Genomic DNA, 20,937 nt, shown 5'->3' with positions numbered 1-20,937 from the left:
GCTTTATTTTTTTGTTTTCCAAACCAGGAAAACCAAGACTACAAAAATTGAAAAAATGGTCAAATTGGCTAATTGTCTCCAATTTACCCACCTATTCCACACTACCGCATCTGAGTTTAAGTTCTCTATACCTCGGTATAAACCATCCATTTCTCGACCCGTATTCACGCGTGAATCAGATGGCTGACCTTGAATCTCAACATCGATCTTTGATCGCAACGTATCAAACTTTTCCGTACGTGTGTTAAAATAAATCCAGTAAAAATACTGCTTTAATGCAAATTTACCCGGTTGTTTAGGAATAATCTGTATAATTTCTGTTTTATTCCCCAACATTTTATCCATGGATGGATACACGGAACTTTGAGTAGATAGTCGATTAAAATCGATAAAATAATCCGATTCCAATCCTTTGGAATCCCATAAAATACCATTCCCGTCACCTATGATACTGGAAGTATACAATAATTGCTCTCCCGTTTTTGCCAGATTTTTAGAAATGGATTCTTTCAATTCATATATCCCTACGGGTACTTTAGTAGCTAATGGATGATTGGGTAAGGGCCTAGGCTGGATCAACAAAGCTGGCGATTTAAATACGATGGGGATTGATTTTACATCACCAGCAACCTTTTCCTTCTTCAAAATCTGCAAACTGAGTGATGGGATTTGAATAGATCGATTATTCAAAGCAAAATAAGTGGCTTGAAAAAAACGATACTCGGTATATTTTTTTTGATTGATTTCTACTTTAGAAACTTTTTCAACCTGCAAACCAAAACTCTCTTCCCAGCAATTCCTCGGCCTCAATTGTTGGATTAGCTTAGGCAATTGAATATCATTTCGATCAAATTCCAGTTCTTGAGTATTATTTTCAGGTACAAACAAGGAGAACTTTAAGGTAAATCCTTGTCCCACAAATGGACGAACATGATTACTTGCTACCAATAAAAAGGGCTGGTTCGCTTTAGCCAAAACTTCGTCGGCTATGGAGACTTCATCGGAGTTATTTTCTGTAGATGAGCCATTACTCGGACTAACTGAAATATAAAACGGTTCAAACTTTTGATATTGTTGATTGACCATTACCTCCTCCGATGGAATGTAAAATTGGCCTACCCCTAAAGCTTGATAATGTTGAGAATAAATAACCCTTTGTTCTATTTGCCCATTCTGATAATTGGAAGACTTTCCTCGACTGATCCCCAATTTTTGGAAATTGGCTAATTCAGGAAATTTATACGAAATGGATTCCGAGCTGGTCCCGTTGGCAGGTACCGTAATGGAAATGACAAAAGTTTCATCCTGATTGATACTTTTAGCACCAATCTGAATGGAAAAATCCATTTTGCTCTGAGCTGTCAAAGCATGAAAACCGACAAAAAAATAAAGAAATAAGCCCCAAAAGGCATTTCGTAAATTCATTCTGGCAATTTAAGCAATTGTCCCAAGCTCTGCAGACTAGTTCCTAAAAAAATTGAAACGCAACGGATAAGCATCCCCTGAATCAGACAAGTTTTAAACAGCAAAAATCTAGTCATTAAGACAAAATACAGCCTTATTTTGCTTTACCTATAGAAAACCCTAAGGCTCCATAAACTTCTCCAAACCAAATGCTCTGAGAAGCATGATCCACAGACCTTCCTGTAGTATGAACTTCCCACAAATTAGTATAGCCCCCTTTGAACATGGCTTCAAAAAATAAGAGCTTCGTTAAATTCAAGCGCAATCCAGATTTGGCTGATGCTCCTGCTCCCGCCAAGTTCCAAAAATTATTGGTTCCCACGGTAAATAAACGAACATCTGAGCGAGGCACTACCACTCCTATACCCAATCCATTGACCCAGTCTAACTGGAAATTCGATTTCTCTTTTTTCCAAATGGGATGATAATTTTCTACTTCCACAGCCGCGTAATTATAGCCGTCGGTATGTTCATATTGCAAAAAGTCCTTTGATTGGATCACGAAAGGGCTATTGGTATAATTTCCCACATAGGCAGGATTTACAGGGATTTGCGGGCTAGACACTTGGGCGTCAATATGACCTGTAATGTGAGAAGCCTGATCAGGGTTCATCACGTATTTCATGTGATCCCATCCTAAGCTTATTGACCAGCTATCATTGATAAAGTAGCCTCCATGTAAATTGAACTGGGGGATGGAAAATAAGGAGGGGTTAAAGTACGTTTGAAAACCATCAAAAGGAGTTGGCGCATCACTTGCTTGCACTGCAGCTAATGTGAAGTCATATCCCGGACCTTGAAAACGAATGTCAGAAGTGGGGTATGCTGATCTATTATAGCCCCAAAAAACAAAGAAAGTTCCTTTACGGCGTAAATGATCGGGTTGGGATGCAGCAATAAATGGGATAAAAAAGAGAAAGAGTAGGATGTACTTAGGCATGAACAAAAATATTAAATAACAATAAAATGAAGTGCATTTTTCTTAAGCGTAAAAAAGAATACAAAGCTGCTATTTTTTCTACAAAGTACGCTTAAAATATCATGATTTTCATCATAAAATTAGGTTTTAATAATCAAATTTTAGTAACATTGACGTAACTTGCGAGTTCAAATTTATAATTAGAGTACCAATACTAAGCGAGAAACAAAACGCGCAAAAATTGGCCATAGAATATGAAAAAATCATCACCAAAGTTTGAATACAAAACATTTACTTTAGGTAGTGACATAACCCAAGAGCAGAAAGACTACTTTACCAAATATGGAGTTATTCAGTTTAAGGGTTTCATTACCGATGAAACAACCCAATTATTTATCCAGGAATTAGCTCAAATAGAGAATAAATGGTTAAACGATAAGGTTGAAAAAATCAATGGAATTCCATTAAAGTTTGGTAAAGACCCACAAGGTAATGACATGATTCAACGCATGTGTTTTACCAATAAATACAGCCCTGTTTTAGGTGAATTCTTAAAAGACCCTCGTTTCCAATTATTGACGGACTTTTTGGCTCCTTATGATGGGCGTATCAGTGAAGATGAAAAAGATGGTTTAGTATTTAATCACTATGTGAATCAACCCAATTCTAAATTCACTCAAATGGGCTGGCATACGGATAGCCCTAGAGATTTATTTTTAGGTCAAAAGATTTTACCGATGTTAAACGTAGGTATCCATTTAGATAATTGTCCATCTGCTAATGGAGGTTTACGTGTGATTCCGGGAACTCAAAACCAAAGTGTCCTTAAATTATTGTTTGGTAAGAAACAATTCATTGACCACCGTCCAGATCCACGTGAAGTGGCTTTTGAAATTGAGCGTGGTGACCTAACCATTCATGATGGCCGTTTATGGCACCGAGTGGAGGTCTCTCCTAATTTTGGAGAAAAATCCCGCAGACGTGTCATGTATGTACCAATTATCACAGGTAAATTCAAACCAAAATCGGAAAATAGTAAAACACCTTTCTACCATCGCTTTGCGAAAGTAGTTCAGAAATAAACAAAAAGCCCTCGAATCTTCGAGGGCTTTTTTATGCTATTTAGATTCCATATAAGATTGTAAAATGATCGTTGCCGAAACCCGATCCACAGTGGCTTTCACCCTTCGGTCTTTCTTGGACATCCCTCCGGCAATCATGGCCTTCATGGCCATTTGAGAGGTAAATCGTTCATCGTGCAATCTCAAGGGGATCGCAGGAAATTTCTTTTGAATTTGCTTAACTATGTTCCTAACGGCTTGGGTAGAATCAGTATCGGTATTGTCCAAATTCTTGGGCATACCTATAACCATTTCATCCACTCCTTCCTTAGCCATATAATCTGCCAAAAAATTCAACAACTGGTGAGACGGAACAGTCTCTAACCCATTCGCAATGATTTGCAATGGATCGGTCACGGCAATTCCCGTACGCTTTAAGCCATAGTCAATCGCCAGTATTCTTCCCATGATGGATGATTCCAAAGAATCTTGTTATGACAATAAACCTTTGTCGCGTAAAATCTTATCCAATAATTTACGATCGTTATCGCTCGTCAACACGTTGAATGGAAGATGAATGAATTGATATTTACCCATTGTAAACACATACGCATCTTTATCTTTATAAGCGCTAGTAATCATATCCCATTTAATCATTCCTCCTTCTTTATCCGAGATTTTCATAAATATCTGACGGCTATCAATCTCATAACGATACTTATCAAACAATTGTTTATACTGAGCCAATTGAGTAATTCCTGTAAATTGAATTAACCAAAACAAGACATAGCCAATAACACCCACCACAATGAAAATATAAATCCAGTAGTTTTTATATACCGATGTAAGGTTTAATGCCACGTTTCCAACAATCAAGGCTAATGGCAAAAAAGACCATTTCCACTGATTAGAGAAGAGTTGACGCATACACAAGCCGATGTATTTATTCTTTTCAAGAGAAAATTTCTTCGTCTTAATTGCTAAAGGGTTACTGGGTGCTTGCTGAACTCGCTGCTGAGCCCCATACATTTTGGCCATATATCTATTATTTTAATCGCTAAATAAGTCGCAAAGGTACAAAATTTGAATACTTTTTGGTAATTTCAGAGGCTATTTTGAATGAATCCCATTAGCATGAATTCCAAACAAATACTTGACGGTCCAGCTTTACTTCAAAAAATTCGTCGGATTGCCTTTCAAATTTTTGAAAACAATTTTGAAGAAAAAGAAATCATCATCGCTGGAATAGTGGGTGAAGGCTTTTCTCTTGCTCAACTGCTGTGTCAAAACATCTTAGAAATTTCCTCCATCAAAGCCCAAGCCGTAGCCATTCAACTGAATAAAGACGTTCCCTATGAAAGTCCTGTTCAATTTGAATGCGACAAAAGTATTTTTGAAGATAAGGTAATCATTGTGGTGGATGATGTTTTAAATACGGGCAGGACTTTCTCCTATAGCCTAGCACCATTCCTTAGCATGCATGTTAAAAAGATTCAAGTGGCGGTAGTCGTAGACCGTAATTACCGAAAATTTCCTATTTCGGCAGATTATATTGGCTACCAAATGTCAACCACCCTATCTGAGCATGTAGAGGTCATTTTATCTGATAAAGATCGACTAGGGGTTTACCTTCGTTAAGCATTCCAGATTTCCCAAGCTTTGTCGGCCTGACCATGCAACATGTCTAGTCCTTCATAAACTCCACCAACTCCTTGAGCAATTCCCTTCTCTAAAAAAGCCGTTCTCAAAGGGTTATACACGATATCGTATAAATAATGTTGATTATTCAATAAGCTGTAATCAATCGGTGGAAAGCTATCTATTTTAGGATACATCCCTAGCGGAGTCGCATTGACAATCAATCCCACTTCATCCATTGCGGCGGCTAAATCTTCATATGAGATCTGTCCTTCAGCGGGTGTTCTCGACACCTTCCACACGTCCATTCCCAGATCTTCTAAAGCCGCAATGATGGCTTTGGCAGCTCCTCCTTGACCTAAAACGACTGCCTTCTTCGATTTAAAAAGAGGAAAGGCATCCCAGGATTCTACGGTCTGGCGAAAGCCCCAATAATCTGTATTAAATCCTTTGGTTTTACCATCAGGGTAGATTTTAATGGTATTGACAGCTCCTATCTTGGCTGCGGCTGGATCTATTTCATCCAACAAAGGCATAATTTGCTGTTTATAGGGAATAGTCACATTTAATCCTTTCAATAGAGCCCTGTGCTCTGATTTTAAGGTCAAAAAATCGTGGATTTGTGGAATTTCAAATTGCTCATAGCGATGAGTCTCTGATAAACCCCATGTTTCAAACTTCTCAGTAAAATATTTTTTAGAAAAAGAATGACCCAAGGGATAACCTAACAAACCGTATACATGCGAGATGGCCATCTTACTTAGCAGTGAATTTTTGTTTCATGATTCCAATGATGATGGGCAATACCGAAATACCAACAATGCCTAAAACGACTTTTTCAAAGTTCGATTTAACCCATTCATTATCTCCCAGAAAGTACCCAGCCAAAGTAATGCTCGTCACCCAAAGGCAAGCTCCCAAGAAGCCAAACAACAGGTAAACCGAATAAGACATCCGACCAGCGCCAGCGACAAATGGGGCTACCGTACGTACAATGGGTACGAAACGTGCTATTATCACCGTCTTCACCCCATATTTTTCATAAAACTTCTCTGTTTCCTCGAAATGCGAGCGTTTTAAAAACAAGATTTTATCTTTGGAGCGAACATAGGCACTGAAATATTTTCCCATAAAATAATTCACTTGATCTCCACTTAAAGCAGCAAAAATCAGCATAGGAATAACGATGGCAATGGATAATTGACCACTGGCTGAGGCAATTAAACCGACAGAAAACAACAGGGAATCACCTGGTAACAAAGGAGTCACAACCAAGCCTGTTTCCATAAATACAATGGCAAATAATAAGGCATAGGTCAACGAACCATGCGCTGCAATAAACTCCGTTAAAAAATGCAATGGATCTTTTAATAGATCTAAGGCTTGTTGTATCATGTTTGCTTCAATTAGATAACATAAAAAACCCCGAAAATTCGGGGCTTAACTTATTGGGTTAAGAAATGATCAAAGGTATCTCCTCGTAGGCCTAGTCGGATTGTTTCTAATGAAATCACTTCATTAGGAGCAATATTTCCTACGTTGACATTGGCACCAACCAATTTCACAAACCATACTTGTTGTGATTTTTGTGGTGCTTCCCAAATGATATTTTCTTCTGAAATTTCGGTTAAAATCTCCTCCACTAAACCTTGGCGAACTTCTCCAGATGACCGGAAAAGGCCCACATTACCTCCTTCTCTAGCTTCCCCAATCACTTTCCATGCCCCTGCTTCCAACTCCATGCGCATCAACTTAATCCACTTATAAGGAGGAATAATTTTTGCTTCATCTTTAGACCCTACTTCGGAAAGAACGGTTACTTGCTGGGATAGCTGACGGATATATTCACATTTTACATCGGAGTTCATTTCTACGGATCCATCGGAAATCTCAGCATATTCCATGCCATATTGATCTAAAACACGACGGTACTCATCTACTTGACCACGGATATAAAAGGCCTCAAACAAGGTTCCACCAAAATAGACAGGAATACCTGCCGACTTATAAATAGCTAATTTTTCCTTTAGATTGGGGGTTACATAGGAAGTAGCCCAACCCAATTTCACTAAATCAGTATACTCTCCCGCGACCTCTAAAAAATCATCAACTTGTCGAAGGCTAAGTCCTTTGTCCATGACCATGGTCAAGCCCTTCTGACGTGGCTTTTCAAATCTTTCAGGTATTTGGGATAAATTATAGTTCATATAGAAACAAGCATTAGGTTATTTGTTGAATGTAGTTTTCAAGTTATCCTACAAAAATAAGCATTACATCTGATTGAGCCAAACCTCCTATAATCCAATTCTTATGAAAGCTCAAAAGAAGATATCCTTTTGTATATTTGCAAAAAAATGGTCATGAAAAACTCTTTTTTAGTTTTACTGTTTAGTTGCCTTTTTGCCTCCATGAGCATGGCTGAACCCCCAAGCGATGTTATTTTAGGAGATTGGATATCCCAACAAAAAGACGGTAAAATCACCGTATATAAACAAGGGGACAAATATTATGGGAAAATTTCCTGGAGTAAAACCCCAGGCAAAAAAGATGTGAAAAATCCAAATGAGGTCCTGAGAAGTCGGGATTTACTCGGAGCTGTCATTTTAAAGGATTTCACCTTTACTGGTTCAGCTTGGGAAAAAGGAAGCATTTATGACCCGCATTCGGGAAAGACCTACGACTGCATTTTAAAAGTAAAAGATAATAATAAAACACTCGATATTAGGGGATTTGTCGGAGTTGCCATGTTTGGAAGAACCAGCACTTGGACTCGTCCACAATAATAATTTACCACCGCCTACACATACATCAACATGAAAGCAAACGATAAAGCCATCGCATTTTTGTCTCAATACATTGGCAAGAAAATGGCCCATGAAAACCCAAATCCTATTACGCGTTATTTAGATGGCATATTGAAATCTGTTTCTGCGGGGTCCATGACAGCAGAATTTGAAGTAAGAGAAGATCAATGTAATCATGCGGGAGTTTTGCACGGAGGTGTGATATCCATGCTCTTGGATGAAATGATGGGGACCACTTTAATCACTTGTGACATTGAGCATTTGTATGTCACCATCAACTTAAGCATCGATTTTCTATACGGTGCCAAAGCAGGGGAAAAAATCACGGTTGTTTCTGAGGTCTTTCGTGTAGGAAAAAAAGTAGCCAACGTGGAAGCTAAAATGTACAATGCTGAGGGCAAATTATTAGCTAAAGGTTCTAGTAACCTAGCCGCCACATCCATCCCATTTAAAATGTAATTACGACAATATTTGGTAGACCAAGAATGCGGCCAAATAGGCCAAGGTGGTCATATAACCAAATTGAATCAAAGGATATTTCCAAGATTTTGTCTCCCGATAAGTAGTCGCCAGAGTACTCATGCATTGCATGGCAAAGGCATAAAAGATCAATAAAGAAAATCCTAAGGCTGCATCGTACATGGGTTTTCCCGTATCGGGATTAATTTCTGCACGCATACGATTTTTGATGGTGGCATTTTCATTATCCACTTCGCCCCCCAGGCTATAAATGGTTGACATAGTCCCCACAAAAACCTCACGAGCGGCAAAGGAGGTAATTAACGCAATGCCAATTTTCCAATCATATCCCAAAGGCTTGATAGCAGGTTCAATCAATTTGCCAAAATGCCCGGCATAGGAATTTTCTAATTTTTCAGAAGCAATCTTATTGCTTAAATCTACGCCGGTTAAACTCGGATTTTTCAATCGAACCTGCTCCTCAATCTTGGCCATACTATCTCCTGGCCCATAACTAGCAAAAACCCAAAGAACGATGGAAATGGCAACAATGATTTTACCTGCTTCAAAAATAAAAGCACGAACAGAATTGTATATGGATATGGCTACATGTTTAAAACGAGGACCTTTGTAGGTCGGCAATTCCATGATGAAATAGCTTCTTTCTTTAGCTCTCAATATTTTTTTCAATACCCAGGCAGAGAACAATGCCATAAAAAATCCTAACAGGTACAATCCAAAAAGGGCCACTCCTTGTAAGTTAAATACTCCAAATAGGGTGTTTTTTTCAGGAACGACTAAGGCTATTAAAACCGTATAAATAGGTAAACGAGCGGAGCAGGACATTAAAGGTGTCACCAAGATGGTGATCAAACGATCTTTCCAGGAACCAATGGAGCGCGTACTCATGATGGCAGGCACAGCACAGGCTATTCCCGAAATCAAAGGCACCACTGATTTCCCATTTAATCCAAATCGACGCATCATTTTGTCCATGATGAACATCACACGCGACATATATCCTGTTTCTTCCAACATGGAAATAAAGAAGAACAAAAAGGCAATTTGAGGCACAAATATCAATACCCCTCCGACACCCGCTATCAGACCGTCGGTCAACATACCTGTCAAAGGTGAATCAGGCAAAATACCTTTCAACCAATCATTTAATTGAGCCACTCCTCCATCAATTAGATCCATGGGATAGGTTGCCCAAGTAAATACGGCTTGGAACATGACAAATAAAATAGCCAAGAAAATCACATAGCCCCAAAAGGAATGAATAAACACTTTATCTAGTCGATCTGTCCACGTTTTAACTGGCTCGGCATCCCATTGACGATTCAAATTGATCACACAACGTTCAACCACTTCTGATATCTGCTCATAGCGTTTTACCGTTTCAGAAGATTTATATTTCTTCGACTCAAAATGGTGTTTCTCCATCAAATGGTCGAATGATTCTCGCTGCTCCTGATTAAACATTTTCATGCGATCATGTTCCATCAACCACAATAAAGAACGATACGGATCTGCTTCACCAAATTGCTTTTGCACATCTTCAATCAACTCATCTGCAACGGCCAAAGGCAAGGCATCATTGGAAGCATAACGGTGTTTCAAGGTCTTGATAACAGCTAACTTCAATCCTCCTACCCCAATTCCCTTTTTGGCATTGATTTCAGCAACCTCCACATTGAGCTCACGCGCTAATTTCAAAGAATTAATCACAAATCCTTGGTTTTCAGCTACATCAATCATATTCAAAGCCAAAACTGTAGGAATACCTAAGTCTCGGACTTGAGAAAACAACAATAAATTACGCTTTAAATTGGATGCATCCGCCACCACAATGGCCATATCAGGATAATCCGGATGTTTCGGATTGCCCAAAATATTAATGACTAACTCTTCATCTATGGATTTGGGATATATACTATAGATGCCCGGTAAATCCAGAATTTCAATATTTCTGCCTGGTTCTAATTCCCAAATACCTGTCAACTTATCCATGGTTACCCCCGGAAAGTTTCCTGTTTTTTGGTTCATTCCTGTCAATGTATTGAACAAAGAGGATTTCCCAGCATTTGGATTACCAATAAGCGCTATTCTGGTTACGTTAGCCAATGTTTAATTTATTTTCGTTTGATTTGAATGGTAGCCGCTTCCTCTCTTCGCATGGTTAAGGTATAACCAGAAACTTTTAAAGCAATGGGATCGCCAAAAGGAGCATGATGGGTTAATATCACTTCGGTACCGGGCAAACAGCCCATTTCTAAAAGTTTTAATGAGAGTATTTCATCCGTAAACCCTGTTATTTCACCATGTTCCCCTATCCGTAAATCCGCCAGTGTTAGCATATTCAACCCTCCATTCTTATTTAGAATAATTCAAAATTAGGCACAAATGTACTAAGTATTTCCGAGCTAAAAAATGATAATTCTTAGTTTTGAATAATTTGATTTTAAATCCCCAAAATACTCTTAGGAATATTCATCAAAGCCAACTTTCTGTCGTAAATTGCAGGTCCTTTACTAATTTAACATTGATAATGCTTCAGGAGATTAAGGTTTTGTTTCAAAAAGAGCTACAGCTAGAATGGCGTCAAAAATATGCCGTTCATGGTTTGTTGCTTTACTTGGCTTCTACCATTTTTGTCTGTTATTTATCTTTTAAAGCCAAGCAAGAATCCATCAGCCCAATCACCTGGAATGTGCTATTCTGGATTATTTTGCTCTTTATAGCCATCAACGCCATAGGGAAAAGCTTTACCCAGGAGTCATCCCAGCGCGGGATATTTTACTATACATTAGTCAAACCCGAGTCAGTCATTTATTCCAAAATCTTGTATAATTCGGTACTCATGATCGGGATTTCCTTGGCTGGAATTTTCATGTATTCATGGGTGATGGGAAACCCGGTTGGCAACATGTCGCTGTATGTCATTGCCCTGATTTTAGGGTCCATTGGCTTTGCTTCAACTTTATCTTTAGTGGGAGGCATTGCCGCTCAAGCAGAAAATACGTCCACTTTGATGGCCGTATTAAGTTTCCCCATCATCATTCCTTTATTACTATTCTTATTAAAACTTTCCAAAAGTGCTTTAGATGGGATTTCACTTTCTGAAAACTGGGATGAAATTGCTGTCCTTGCTTCACTTGACGTTATTGTGATTGTTTTATCAGGAATACTTTTCCCTTATATATGGAAACATTAAAAAAATATTACTGGAAATGGGCGGGTATGCTTTTGCTAGTATACACCATGTACATGGGTTTTGCAGGGCAAGTTCCCCGACAAGCCATTTTGAATGAAACCGTACGCAACTTGTATTTCCATGTGACTATGTGGTTCAGTATGATTGCCCTATTAGGCGTTTCGGTTTATCATTCCATTCAATACTTGCGTAAGTCTGATCCCGTGAATGATTTAAAGTCCAATGCCTATGTCGTTACAGGTCTGGTATTTGCGACTTTAGGCTTATTAACAGGGAGTATTTGGGCTAAATTTACCTGGGGAGATTGGTGGACCAACGACCCCAAATTGAATTCTGTAGCCATCGGTATGCTCATTTACTTAGCTTATGGGTTGGTACGCTCTTCCCTGCCTGATGAACAGCAAAAAGCCAGAATATCATCGGTTTATAATATTTTTGCATTTATCATATTCATGGTACTTATTTGGATTTTACCTCGCATGACAGATTCATTGCATCCTGGCAATGGAGGAAATCCCGGTTTCAATTCCATGGATCTAGACAACCGCATGCGCATGGTATTTTACCCAGCTATTTTAGGTTGGATGTCCTTAGGATTTTGGTATGCCCAATTACGCATCCGTATCAGAAAAATTGAAGTTTTATTAGAAGAAAAAGAACAAGCATGAAAAAATATATCTTAACCCTATTATTCAGTTTTACCTGCTTTCTAGGTTTAGCTCAAAGTGAGATTGAAATGGCGGACAAGTTCCGCGCTGATGGCAAAATCTATGTCGTTATAGCTGTGGTGCTCGTTATTTTATCTGGATTATTCATTTACCTGATTAGTCTCGACAAAAAGGTCAGTGCCCTTGAAAAAGAACTCAAAAAATAAAAAGCATGAAAAAGACGCATATCATTGGTCTGATTCTAATCGCTGTAGCCATTGGAATCATTTTAATCACCACAGGAGATGCCAGTACCTATGTGGGATTTGATGAGGCAGAACGCATTGCTCAAAATGATCCCAATCAAAAAGTTCATGTGGTAGGGACATTAAAAAAAGATGCACAAGGCAAGATTGTTGGCATGCATTTTGATCCTGCCGTGGATGCCAATCGCTTAGAATTCATCGTTCAAGATAGTTTAGGAAGAGAAAATCAAGTGGTCTATGCCGCGCCGAAACCCCAAGATTTTGAACGCTCCGAAAAAATCGTGTTGGTGGGTAGTATGAAATCTGACAAGGTTTTTTATTGCGATAAAATATTATTGAAATGTCCTTCCAAATATCAGGAAGGTAAAATTTCGGCTGACTCAACGGCCACTTATGAAGCAAAAAAACAATTATGATACACGAGACAATCGGATCAGTTGGTCACCTATTAGTCATCATGTCCTTTGTAACTGCCCTTTTGGCAACGTTCTCCTATTTTAAAGCCACCCAAACGGCCGATGAATTAGCAGCCAAAGATTGGGTGAAATTAGCCAGAGCTATTTTCATTATTCACCTGATTGCGGTGATTGGTGTAGCTTCTAGTCTATTTGTCATCATTTACAACCATTATTTCGAATACCACTACGCCTTCTCCCATTCATCTAAAGCATTACCCATGGCCTTCATGATTTCTTGCTATTGGGAAGGACAAGAAGGTAGTTTCCTTTTGTGGATTTTCTGGCAAGCTATTTTAGGTGTCATTTTGATGGTCAAAAACCCTAAATGGGAAGCCCCCGTTATGACCGTTTTTGCCTTGGTTCAAACCTTTTTAACTTCCATGATTTTGGGAGTTATCCTTCCCTATATCGATTTAAAGATTGGCTCTTCTCCTTTCCTTTTATTACGAGAAGCTCAGCCAGATCTTCCCGTATGGAGTCTACAACCGAATTTCATTCCTAAAGATGGTCGTGGCTTAAACCCTTTATTGCAGAATTATTGGATGGTCATTCACCCTCCTACCTTATTCTTGGGTTTTGCTTTAACCTTAGTGCCTTTTGCTTATTTAATTGCCGGCCTTTGGAAAAACCAATTAACCGAATGGATCAAGCCCGCTTTACCTTGGGCTCTTTTTGGAGCTGGAATTTTAGGTATCGGTATCATGATGGGTGCCTATTGGGCTTATGAAACATTGAACTTTGGAGGATATTGGAACTGGGATCCAGTAGAAAATGCCTCATTTGTCCCTTGGTTAGTTCTCATCGGTGCTATCCATACCATGATTGCCTACAAGCATTCGAGTGCCGCCTTAAAGACTTCCATCATCTTGGTGGTAGCCACCTTTATTTTGGTTTTATATTCTACTTTCCTAAACCGTTCAGGTATTTTAGGAAATGCCTCTGTCCACTCATTTACCGACCTTGGTTTATCGGGACAGTTGCTCATCTACATGTTAACTTTCTTATTTGTGGCTATATTTTTTGCAGCAAAAAGATGGAAACAACTACCCGTGGATGAAAAAGAATTAGGCATTTACTCCCGTGAATTCTGGATTTTTGTAGGAGCATCTATTTTAGGTCTGTCTGCCTTCCAATTGATTTTCACCACTTCCATTCCGGTTTATAACAAAATCGCGGAGGCCTTTGGAATCGTATCCAACATTGCCTTACCTGCCGACCAAGTAGATCACTACAGTAAAATTCAAATTTGGATTTTCTTGGCCATTGCGGCATTGAGTGCCGTAGGACAATACATTTGGTGGGGTAAATTAAAAGAATCGACTTCCTTTAAGCCCCTGACCAACTCCGCTTTGGTGGCGACACTATTGACTGTCCTGTTTGTCAATTTAGGGAAGGTCTATACGATTTCCTATATCATATTATTATGGACAAGCTTATTCTCCGTCATTGCTAATTCCAATATCCTGATATTCTTAATTCGTCAGCGATTTAATTTGGTGGGGGGAGCCATGGCTCACGTAGGACTAGCGGTTATGCTCATTGGTATTTTATTCTCATCTGGTTATTCCAAAGTCGTTTCTTTAAACCGTTCTGGTTTTGCTATTTCTAACAAAGTAGAACAGTTTACCAAAGATGACAACAAGGAGAATAAAGAGAATCTTCCACTTTGGTTAGGCCAAGGAGCTCAAATGCAAGATTATCTGGTGACCTACAAAGGCCGCATGATTGAATTGCGCGGAAAACCAGATTATTATCCAAGAAAGGATTTTGAAGTGATTGAGGGTGATTTCCATGCCGTGGCTTTGCGCAATGTGGAAAAAGACGGACAAATGATTGCCAAAAAAGGAGATACGTTAACTGTGGAACCTGAGAACACCTATTATGAATTAGAATTTAAAAACGCTGAAGGGAAATCAGTTTCATTATATCCTCGCTGGCAGGTAAATCCTAAAATGGGAACGGCCATTTCTCCCGACGTAAAACATGCTTGGGGCCATGATATTTATACCTACGTTTCACTAGACCCTCGTCTGGCAGCAGAAGCAGGGGAAGAAAAACAATGGAGCAAAACAGTAAATTCAACCGTGAGCATAGGCGACACCTTATTCTTGAATGATTTTGTGGCTATTTTACAAGATGTATCCCGCGTGAATACAGTAGAAGATATGACCTTAGGACCAAACGATGCCGCGGTAAAAGCACAATTTCAGGTACTGGGTAAAAACTTCCAACAATTCTCTCTAGCGCCACTTTTCATCATCAAAGGAGGCATGGTAGCCATGCCCGCTTTTGAAAGTGAGGAAACAGGTATTAAAATTAAATTCACGGCCATTAACCCCAAAACTCAACAATTTAGTTTTGCGGTCAATACGACTCAGCAAGACTTAATCATTATCAAAGCATTAGAAAAACCCTACATCAATTTGGTCTGGGTAGGTTCTATTTTGATATTTATGGGATTATTTGTGGCTATGTACCGAAGATTGCAACAACCCAAAGCTGCTTAATCACATGACTAGGAAAGAAATCATCATATTATCCGCAGGAATTGGATTTTTGATCATTTGGATCATTGATTTAAATGCTCCTACTCCAGTTGAAATCCAAGGAAATTTTTGGTTAGAGATTTACTTTCATTATGTTTGGCTTATGTTTGGACTAGGTTCACTCCTATATTTTCAATATTCCAAGAACCTGCGCATCAAGGAAGAAGAAAAAAAAGCGGGAGAGACCAAACAAGATATCCGTAGCCGAGCTATGAAAAGTAACAAGCGCAAAAACTAATTTAAATGGACCCAGATCCCGGATTATATACCACTCAAGTTGCAGGAATCGTCATTTCCATGATATTCTCGGCCTTCTTTTCTGGCGTAGAAATGGCCTTTGTTTCCTGCAATAAATTATATTTTGAGCTTAAAGCGAAACAAAATATTCTGAGTGCCGAAATCATTTCCAACTTTAACCAATCCCCCTCCCGCTTCATTGGAACCATGTTGATTGGTAATACCTTATCCTTAGTGGCCTATGGTATTTTCATGGAAGAATTTTTGCACCATCAAATTCTGGAGTATATCCCCTTTCTTCACAATGAAATTCTGGCACGTTTATTAGCCTCCATCATTGCCACCATTTTGATTTTGATTACCTCTGAATTTACCCCCAAAAGCATCTTCTTAATTAACCCAGATGTCATTTTAGAATTCTTGGCCATCCTCATTTGGATAGTCTATGCCCTCATGTTTCCATTGGTTTGGGTCACAGTAGGTTTATCTAAATGGTTCATTACCAAAGTACTCCGACTAAACTATTCCGAAGAAAAGCCGGCTTTTGGCTTAACTGACCTCAATAACTATTTGCAAAATTTAAATCGAAAAATTTCAACGGAAGAAGAAACAGAAGTGGATACCAAAATCTTTCATAATGCCCTAGAATTTAAGCAAGTGAAAGTACGTGACTGCATGATTCCTCGTACTGAAATCACAGCCATTGATCTGGAAGAAGGCATAGAAGGTTTAAAAGAAGTATTTATAGAATCCGGTCACTCGAAAGTACTGGTATATAAAGAAAGTTTGGAAGATGTATTAGGCTATTGTCATTCATTAGCCCTATTCAAAAAACCAAAGGATATTCAGTCGATACTGACTAGTATCTTAATTGTACCCGAAGCCATGCCAGCCAATGACTTGATGCTTAAATTCTCTAAAGACAGAAAATCCTTGGCTTTGGTGGTGGATGAATTTGGGAGTACTTCAGGACTTGTCAGTATGGAAGATGTCATGGAAAAGATTTTTGGTGAAATCCAAGATGAATACGATGATTCCGAAGATTGGATTGAAAAGAAATTGGATGAGAATTCCTATTTATTGTCGGGCCGACATGAAATTGATTACTTAAATGAAAAATACGATTGGAATTTTCCCGAAGGAGACTATGAAACGCTAGGTGGTATGTTGATTAGCTTATATGAGGACATTCCTAAGGCCAATGAAATCATCACCATGTCTCCTTTTCAATTTCAGATTTTGACCTCGACTGATGCTCGAATAGATACGGTCAAAATGACGATTGTTGGTAAAATATCACCCAAGGAAGACGCTAAAATCAAACACTAGTTTTCGAGAACCCGCTGAAGTGTTTGGCATTTCATGACCGTTTCTTGCCACTCTTTTTCTGGATCAGAATCTTCGGTTATTCCACAACCCGCAAAATATGTGGCCCGACATTCACCCTCTTTTTGCTCCACTTTGACCGTTCTTAGATTAACAAAAAGGTGAATCTCCTCTCCCACATTTATGGGCCCTAAATACCCTGAGTACAATTCACGCGCATGTTTTTCTGCCTTAGAAATCCAAGCAATGGCCTCCTCTTTGGGTGTTCCGCAGACAGCAGAGGTAGGATGCAAGAGAGATAACAAAATACCTGGCAATTGAGAGAAATTCAAAGCCTTAGTATCCACCGTAAATTCTGTTTTTAAATGCAAAAGGTTTCCTGCCAAAATCGTTTTAGGGCCAATCTCCTGGTATTCCCTTAAACGAATTTTCTTAAAGCATTCAATAACATATCGACAAACATAGGCTTGTTCTTCAATTTCTTTCTGAGACCAACGTGCATTTTGTGGAGGGATAATTTCTCCCTGCGGGTCTATAGCGGATTGGGTTCCGGCCAAAGCTATGGTACGAAAAATTCCTTGAGCATCTTGCTCTACCAAAGTTTCAGGCGTGGCACACAACCAAGTGCTATTCAATTCTGGAATATACAAGGCACAAACAAAGGCATTGGGGTAGGCTTGGCATAATTGACCAAAAGCCTTTAGCGTAGAAAAGTCTCCAGGGAAGTTAACTTCATCCGTTCTAGAAAGTACTACTTTTTGAAAATGTCCTGATTGAATTTCTTTGATAGATTCGCTCACCCAATGTGTGAAATGCTGATGCTTCCGTTCATTTTCCTCCTCATTATGGGTGGGGGCCTGCATGCTTGAACCTAGCACTTCCTCTTGAACAATCAATTCTTCCAATAAGGTTTCTGCCTTTAAGAAATAAGGTGACCCGATGAAAGGTGCAACTAAAAATCCGGATGGGAATGTTTCTAAATCCAAAGAGCCTAGCTTTTCTCCGCCGCTAGAGTCCACTAAAAAATAACGTTTATCACTTTTGGGTAGTCTCCAAACGGCCATGCCTCCACGCTTTTGCAGCGTATTTTGCCACAATTGTTCCCAATCGAGCAAGGTCGTCATCGTTTCTGAAAGCGTATTAGGCATGTTGTATAATTGGCATATCAAAGTTAAAAAATTAAGATTAGGGTAGGCTGATTATGGATGAGATTTTTGCTCCATTTTCAAAATAGGGTTTCAATTCATCGATTCTGTTAGAAGTGTTTCAAATTTATGGATTAAACTCTTCAAATTGGCCCTCAAATCAGAGTCCAATGGATTTCCTTCCTCATCCAACTTCCCCCGAATTCCTGAAATCAGGAGACTTGTTTCCACGGTGAAGTTTGCATTGAGCGTTTTCATGATTAACCTTAACTCTTCATCTCCCATCTTTCCATCAGCAGAAGCAGTAATTAGGCAAGTCGGTTTTTCTGAAAAAACAGTGGTGGCGACACACCATTCTAATACATTTTTCAACACACTGGGAATACTAAAAATATATTCGGGACTACAAATCATAATTCCATCGGCTATCAAAATCCGATTACGAATTTCTATCACTGAAATGGGTGGATCCACTTGAGATTGCTCAGGATTAAAATGAGGTATTTGTGCCAATTGATCAAAGATTTCTACTTCGAAATCACTAGAAAATTGAGTCTTCACATATTGAAGCAATTTCAAATTGGAAGAGTTTGAACTGGCACTCCCCACAATGGCAAAAATCTTTTTTTTCATATACTCGTTTATGAACAGAAATGCAGGTAAAATTTGAAAGTAGAAAAAGAGCTTAGAAAAAATGATTTTCCTTTTAACCCCATTTATGCCAAAGCATCATGCAATATGGTATACGATTGCTTTTTCTTTTCCCCATCGAAAATATAGGTAGCCACCATTAATTCATCAATCCCCGATTCTTCGATAAAATTCCCCACTTGCGTACGCAAGGTCTCAGGACTGCCATAAAAACTGCAGGCCAGCATTTTATCTGCCATGGCCCTAATTTCAGGAATCTGATACTCTTCAGGGAAGGGTCCCGGAGGCGCTAAGGGTACTCGGCGGTTAGTAATGATACCCACAAACATACGGATTAAACTACTGCGGAGAAAAGCGGCCTCCTCATCCGTATCCGCTCCAACTACATTGACACAAGCCATCACATAGGGGAGACTCAATTGTGCGGAAGGGATAAAATTCTTTCGGTAAATATCGATGGCGGCGCGAAATTGTGCGGGAGCAAAATGGGCAGCAAATGCATAAGGCAAGCCCATTTTAGCAGCTAAATAGGCGGAGTCCGTACTCGATCCTAAAATCCAAATAGGTACTTCGATACCTTCTGCGGGGAAAGCTCTTACTTGAGCCAAGCTATTTTCTTCACTAAAATACAATTGCAATTGCTCCACATCTTTAGGAAAATGATAGGCCGTATCCATGTTATCCCTTCTCAACACCCGGGCTGTCATTTGATCTGTTCCTGGGGCACGCCCTAGACCTAAATCTATCCGATGTGGGTACATGGATGCCAAAGTTCCAAACTGCTCGGCTATAACCAATGGACTATGATTCGGCAACATGATTCCACCAGAACCCACCCGAATATGGGATGTTTTTCCTGCGACATGACCTATCAAAACGGAGGTAGCTGAACTAGCGATAAACTCCATGTTATGATGTTCGGCCAACCAGATCCGCTGAAAACCCAAGGTCTCTGCATGTTGTGCTATTTCCACCGTCCTTTCAATGGCAGTAGCTGCATTTCCCCCTTGAGGAATAGGGGCAAGTTCCAATACGGAAATAGGGATTTTAGGCATGTCTATTCAATTGGGATTAAGAAATTAAAACTCTATTTCTTACAAATATGTTCCCCCGTATGGCTTATAATTTCACTTGCCTACTGTAATACTGATCATCTACTTTTCCATCTAGGTCAAAATCCTCAACTCCCCAATACTCGATTTGATTTTTCTTGATTTTGAATTTAAACTTATAGGTGATGCGCTTAGGAATGGTATCCTGAATGATCAAGGTATCTTGAATAATCCTCCAGGTACCAGCTGGGTCATAGGTGGTCTTTCCTTGAAGATTTCGATGCAAAGAATGATAGGAACCATCGGCAGCATAAGTAGTCTGGATATTTTTGGCTTTCATTTTCACCTCCCAATCCTTACCTAACACTTCCATGTTTTGCGTACTATCTGTATTCTTAAAGCTCAGCATAGTAATTTTCAAATGGGCTATTTCCCAGGTACCCACGATAGCTCGAGAAGCCTGTTGACTGCAGGAAGTCAGTATCCAACTAGTAAGTATGGGTATACATAAGCACAAAAACCTACTTGTTTTCATCTCATTACATTTAGAACAAATTTTGAAATTTTTAAGCCGATAAAATCGCCACCGTCAATCTACTTACACAGACTAAGTCACCTTGCTCATTGTGAATCTTAATATCATACACATGCATGGTCCTACCAATCCGAATGGGGGAACATGTCCCTATCACCCAACCCTCACGTACGGCTTTGAGGTGATTGGCATTAATCTCCACACCCACGGCTTTCATGGTAGCAGGATCTTTCGCCACAAGCATGGTGGCGATACTCCCCATGGTTTCCGCTAAAACCACCGATGCTCCACCGTGCAATAGCCCAAAGGGTTGTTTGGTACGATGATCTACGGGCATACGAGCCGTAAAATATTCTGGATGAACTTCTAAAAATTCAATTCCCAGATGCTCAATCATATTGCCTTTACTGAAGCTATTTAGTTGTTCTGAAGTGATGGATGTATTAAACATATATTTCGTATTTTTGTGCCTAAAATTCGCAATAATTTACTAATTCCAATCTCAATTCGCC

25 protein-coding genes are annotated in these 20,937 nt (G+C 39.3%); 11 read left to right on the top strand and 14 right to left on the bottom strand.

What is annotated here, in order from left to right; all coding sequences use genetic code 11:
• Positions 1 to 3: 3 nt before the first annotated feature.
• Positions 4 to 1,425, bottom strand: coding sequence for a BatD family protein (locus EWU23_RS06535; protein ID WP_166230028.1), 1,422 nt, complete (start codon positions 1,423 to 1,425; stop codon positions 4 to 6).
• A gap of 133 nt (positions 1,426 to 1,558) precedes the next feature.
• Positions 1,559 to 2,404: a hypothetical protein gene (locus EWU23_RS06530; RefSeq protein WP_166230026.1), complete on the bottom strand. Its 846-nt coding sequence runs from the start codon at positions 2,402 to 2,404 to the stop codon at positions 1,559 to 1,561.
• A 233-nt stretch (positions 2,405 to 2,637) separates the two neighbouring features.
• Between EWU23_RS06530 and EWU23_RS06525 the strand changes: the two genes are divergently transcribed.
• Positions 2,638 to 3,465: a phytanoyl-CoA dioxygenase family protein gene (locus EWU23_RS06525; protein WP_166230024.1), complete on the top strand. Its 828-nt coding sequence runs from the start codon at positions 2,638 to 2,640 to the stop codon at positions 3,463 to 3,465.
• A 36-nt stretch (positions 3,466 to 3,501) separates the two neighbouring features.
• On the opposite strand, the gene ruvX is transcribed toward EWU23_RS06525, so the two are convergent.
• Both ruvX and EWU23_RS06515 read right to left on the bottom strand, forming a co-directional pair.
• Positions 3,502 to 3,912, bottom strand: a complete 411-nt coding sequence (ruvX, locus tag EWU23_RS06520) for a Holliday junction resolvase RuvX (protein ID WP_166230022.1) — start codon at positions 3,910 to 3,912, stop codon at positions 3,502 to 3,504.
• A 24-nt stretch (positions 3,913 to 3,936) separates the two neighbouring features.
• A complete protein-coding gene (locus EWU23_RS06515; RefSeq protein WP_166230020.1) occupies positions 3,937 to 4,482 on the bottom strand; it encodes a YcxB family protein in 546 nt (181 codons plus the stop codon).
• Positions 4,483 to 4,578: 96 nt separating this feature from the next.
• On the opposite strand from EWU23_RS06515, the gene EWU23_RS06510 reads away from it, so the two are divergent.
• Positions 4,579 to 5,082: a phosphoribosyltransferase family protein gene (locus EWU23_RS06510; protein WP_166230018.1), complete on the top strand. Its 504-nt coding sequence runs from the start codon at positions 4,579 to 4,581 to the stop codon at positions 5,080 to 5,082.
• On the opposite strand, the gene EWU23_RS06505 is transcribed toward EWU23_RS06510, so the two are convergent.
• Genes EWU23_RS06505 through EWU23_RS06495 form a run of 3 tightly spaced genes read right to left on the bottom strand, consistent with a single transcriptional unit; the run spans position 5,079 to position 7,289 of the window.
• Positions 5,079 to 5,837, bottom strand: a complete 759-nt coding sequence (locus EWU23_RS06505; protein WP_166230016.1) for a shikimate dehydrogenase family protein — start codon at positions 5,835 to 5,837, stop codon at positions 5,079 to 5,081. The genes EWU23_RS06510 and EWU23_RS06505 overlap by 4 nt on opposite strands.
• Before the next feature lies 1 nt (position 5,838).
• On the bottom strand, positions 5,839 to 6,477 hold the full coding sequence (locus EWU23_RS06500; RefSeq protein ID WP_166230014.1) for a VTT domain-containing protein: 639 nt from the start codon (positions 6,475 to 6,477) through the stop codon (positions 5,839 to 5,841).
• A 50-nt stretch (positions 6,478 to 6,527) separates the two neighbouring features.
• The gene (locus EWU23_RS06495; protein ID WP_166230012.1) at positions 6,528 to 7,289 is read right to left on the bottom strand and encodes a phosphosulfolactate synthase; all 762 of its coding nucleotides are present in this window, start codon (positions 7,287 to 7,289) and stop codon (positions 6,528 to 6,530) included.
• A 153-nt stretch (positions 7,290 to 7,442) separates the two neighbouring features.
• Here EWU23_RS06495 and EWU23_RS06490 point away from each other — a divergent pair, with 153 nt between their 5' ends.
• The gene (locus EWU23_RS06490; RefSeq protein WP_166230009.1) at positions 7,443 to 7,865 is read left to right on the top strand and encodes a DUF2147 domain-containing protein; all 423 of its coding nucleotides are present in this window, start codon (positions 7,443 to 7,445) and stop codon (positions 7,863 to 7,865) included.
• 30 nt (positions 7,866 to 7,895) lie between these two features.
• Positions 7,896 to 8,345, top strand: coding sequence for a PaaI family thioesterase (locus EWU23_RS06485; RefSeq protein WP_166230007.1), 450 nt, complete (start codon positions 7,896 to 7,898; stop codon positions 8,343 to 8,345).
• Here EWU23_RS06485 and feoB read toward each other — a convergent pair whose 3' ends face one another.
• On the bottom strand, positions 8,346 to 10,472 hold the full coding sequence (gene feoB / locus EWU23_RS06480; RefSeq protein ID WP_205753102.1) for a ferrous iron transport protein B: 2,127 nt from the start codon (positions 10,470 to 10,472) through the stop codon (positions 8,346 to 8,348).
• 8 nt (positions 10,473 to 10,480) lie between these two features.
• Positions 10,481 to 10,711 (bottom strand): FeoA family protein, encoded by a 231-nt coding sequence (locus EWU23_RS06475; RefSeq protein ID WP_109322050.1) that lies wholly within the window; start codon positions 10,709 to 10,711, stop codon positions 10,481 to 10,483.
• A 185-nt stretch (positions 10,712 to 10,896) separates the two neighbouring features.
• Between EWU23_RS06475 and EWU23_RS06470 the strand changes: the two genes are divergently transcribed.
• From EWU23_RS06470 to EWU23_RS06440, 7 genes are read left to right on the top strand one after another with little or no spacing between them, the layout of a single operon-like run.
• Positions 10,897 to 11,562: a heme exporter protein CcmB gene (locus EWU23_RS06470; RefSeq protein WP_166230005.1), complete on the top strand. Its 666-nt coding sequence runs from the start codon at positions 10,897 to 10,899 to the stop codon at positions 11,560 to 11,562.
• Positions 11,550 to 12,230, top strand: a complete 681-nt coding sequence (ccsA, locus tag EWU23_RS06465) for a cytochrome c biogenesis protein CcsA (protein WP_166230003.1) — start codon at positions 11,550 to 11,552, stop codon at positions 12,228 to 12,230. Before EWU23_RS06470 ends, ccsA (EWU23_RS06465) begins: the two co-directional genes overlap by 13 nt.
• Positions 12,227 to 12,436, top strand: a complete 210-nt coding sequence (locus EWU23_RS06460) for a CcmD family protein (RefSeq protein WP_166230001.1) — start codon at positions 12,227 to 12,229, stop codon at positions 12,434 to 12,436. Before ccsA (EWU23_RS06465) ends, EWU23_RS06460 begins: the two co-directional genes overlap by 4 nt.
• A 5-nt stretch (positions 12,437 to 12,441) precedes the next feature.
• Positions 12,442 to 12,891 (top strand): cytochrome c maturation protein CcmE domain-containing protein, encoded by a 450-nt coding sequence (locus EWU23_RS06455; RefSeq protein ID WP_166229999.1) that lies wholly within the window; start codon positions 12,442 to 12,444, stop codon positions 12,889 to 12,891.
• Positions 12,888 to 15,440, top strand: coding sequence for a cytochrome c biogenesis protein CcsA (gene ccsA / locus EWU23_RS06450; protein ID WP_166229997.1), 2,553 nt, complete (start codon positions 12,888 to 12,890; stop codon positions 15,438 to 15,440). The genes EWU23_RS06455 and ccsA (EWU23_RS06450) overlap by 4 nt, the downstream gene beginning before the upstream one ends.
• Positions 15,441 to 15,444: 4 nt before the next feature.
• A complete protein-coding gene (locus tag EWU23_RS06445) occupies positions 15,445 to 15,717 on the top strand; it encodes a hypothetical protein (RefSeq protein WP_166229995.1) in 273 nt (90 codons plus the stop codon).
• A 5-nt stretch (positions 15,718 to 15,722) separates the two neighbouring features.
• On the top strand, positions 15,723 to 17,045 hold the full coding sequence (locus EWU23_RS06440; RefSeq protein ID WP_166229993.1) for a hemolysin family protein: 1,323 nt from the start codon (positions 15,723 to 15,725) through the stop codon (positions 17,043 to 17,045).
• On the opposite strand, the gene EWU23_RS06435 is transcribed toward EWU23_RS06440, so the two are convergent.
• The 5 genes from EWU23_RS06435 to EWU23_RS06415 form a co-directional block, all read right to left on the bottom strand.
• Positions 17,042 to 18,190: a chorismate-binding protein gene (locus EWU23_RS06435; RefSeq protein ID WP_166229991.1), complete on the bottom strand. Its 1,149-nt coding sequence runs from the start codon at positions 18,188 to 18,190 to the stop codon at positions 17,042 to 17,044. The genes EWU23_RS06440 and EWU23_RS06435 overlap by 4 nt on opposite strands.
• 90 nt (positions 18,191 to 18,280) lie before the next feature.
• Positions 18,281 to 18,820, bottom strand: a complete 540-nt coding sequence (locus EWU23_RS06430; protein ID WP_166229989.1) for an NADPH-dependent FMN reductase — start codon at positions 18,818 to 18,820, stop codon at positions 18,281 to 18,283.
• Positions 18,821 to 18,903: 83 nt separating this feature from the next.
• Positions 18,904 to 19,893 carry an LLM class flavin-dependent oxidoreductase gene (locus EWU23_RS06425; protein WP_166229987.1) on the bottom strand — a complete coding sequence of 330 codons (990 nt, stop codon included), beginning with the start codon at positions 19,891 to 19,893 and terminating at the stop codon, positions 18,904 to 18,906.
• Between the two features lie 64 nt (positions 19,894 to 19,957).
• Entirely contained in the window at positions 19,958 to 20,425 is a 468-nt protein-coding gene (locus tag EWU23_RS06420) for a DUF5004 domain-containing protein (protein ID WP_166229984.1), read from the bottom strand.
• Between the two features lie 31 nt (positions 20,426 to 20,456).
• Entirely contained in the window at positions 20,457 to 20,876 is a 420-nt protein-coding gene (locus EWU23_RS06415; RefSeq protein ID WP_166229982.1) for a hotdog fold thioesterase, read from the bottom strand.
• Positions 20,877 to 20,937: the final 61 nt, after the last annotated feature.

Source organism: Aquirufa beregesia (genome assembly GCF_011090385.1).
In the GTDB taxonomy this organism is placed as follows: domain Bacteria; phylum Bacteroidota; class Bacteroidia; order Cytophagales; family Spirosomataceae; genus Aquirufa; species Aquirufa beregesia.
Note: the sequence above shows the minus strand (reverse complement) of the source record. Positions and strands in the feature narration are given on the sequence as shown.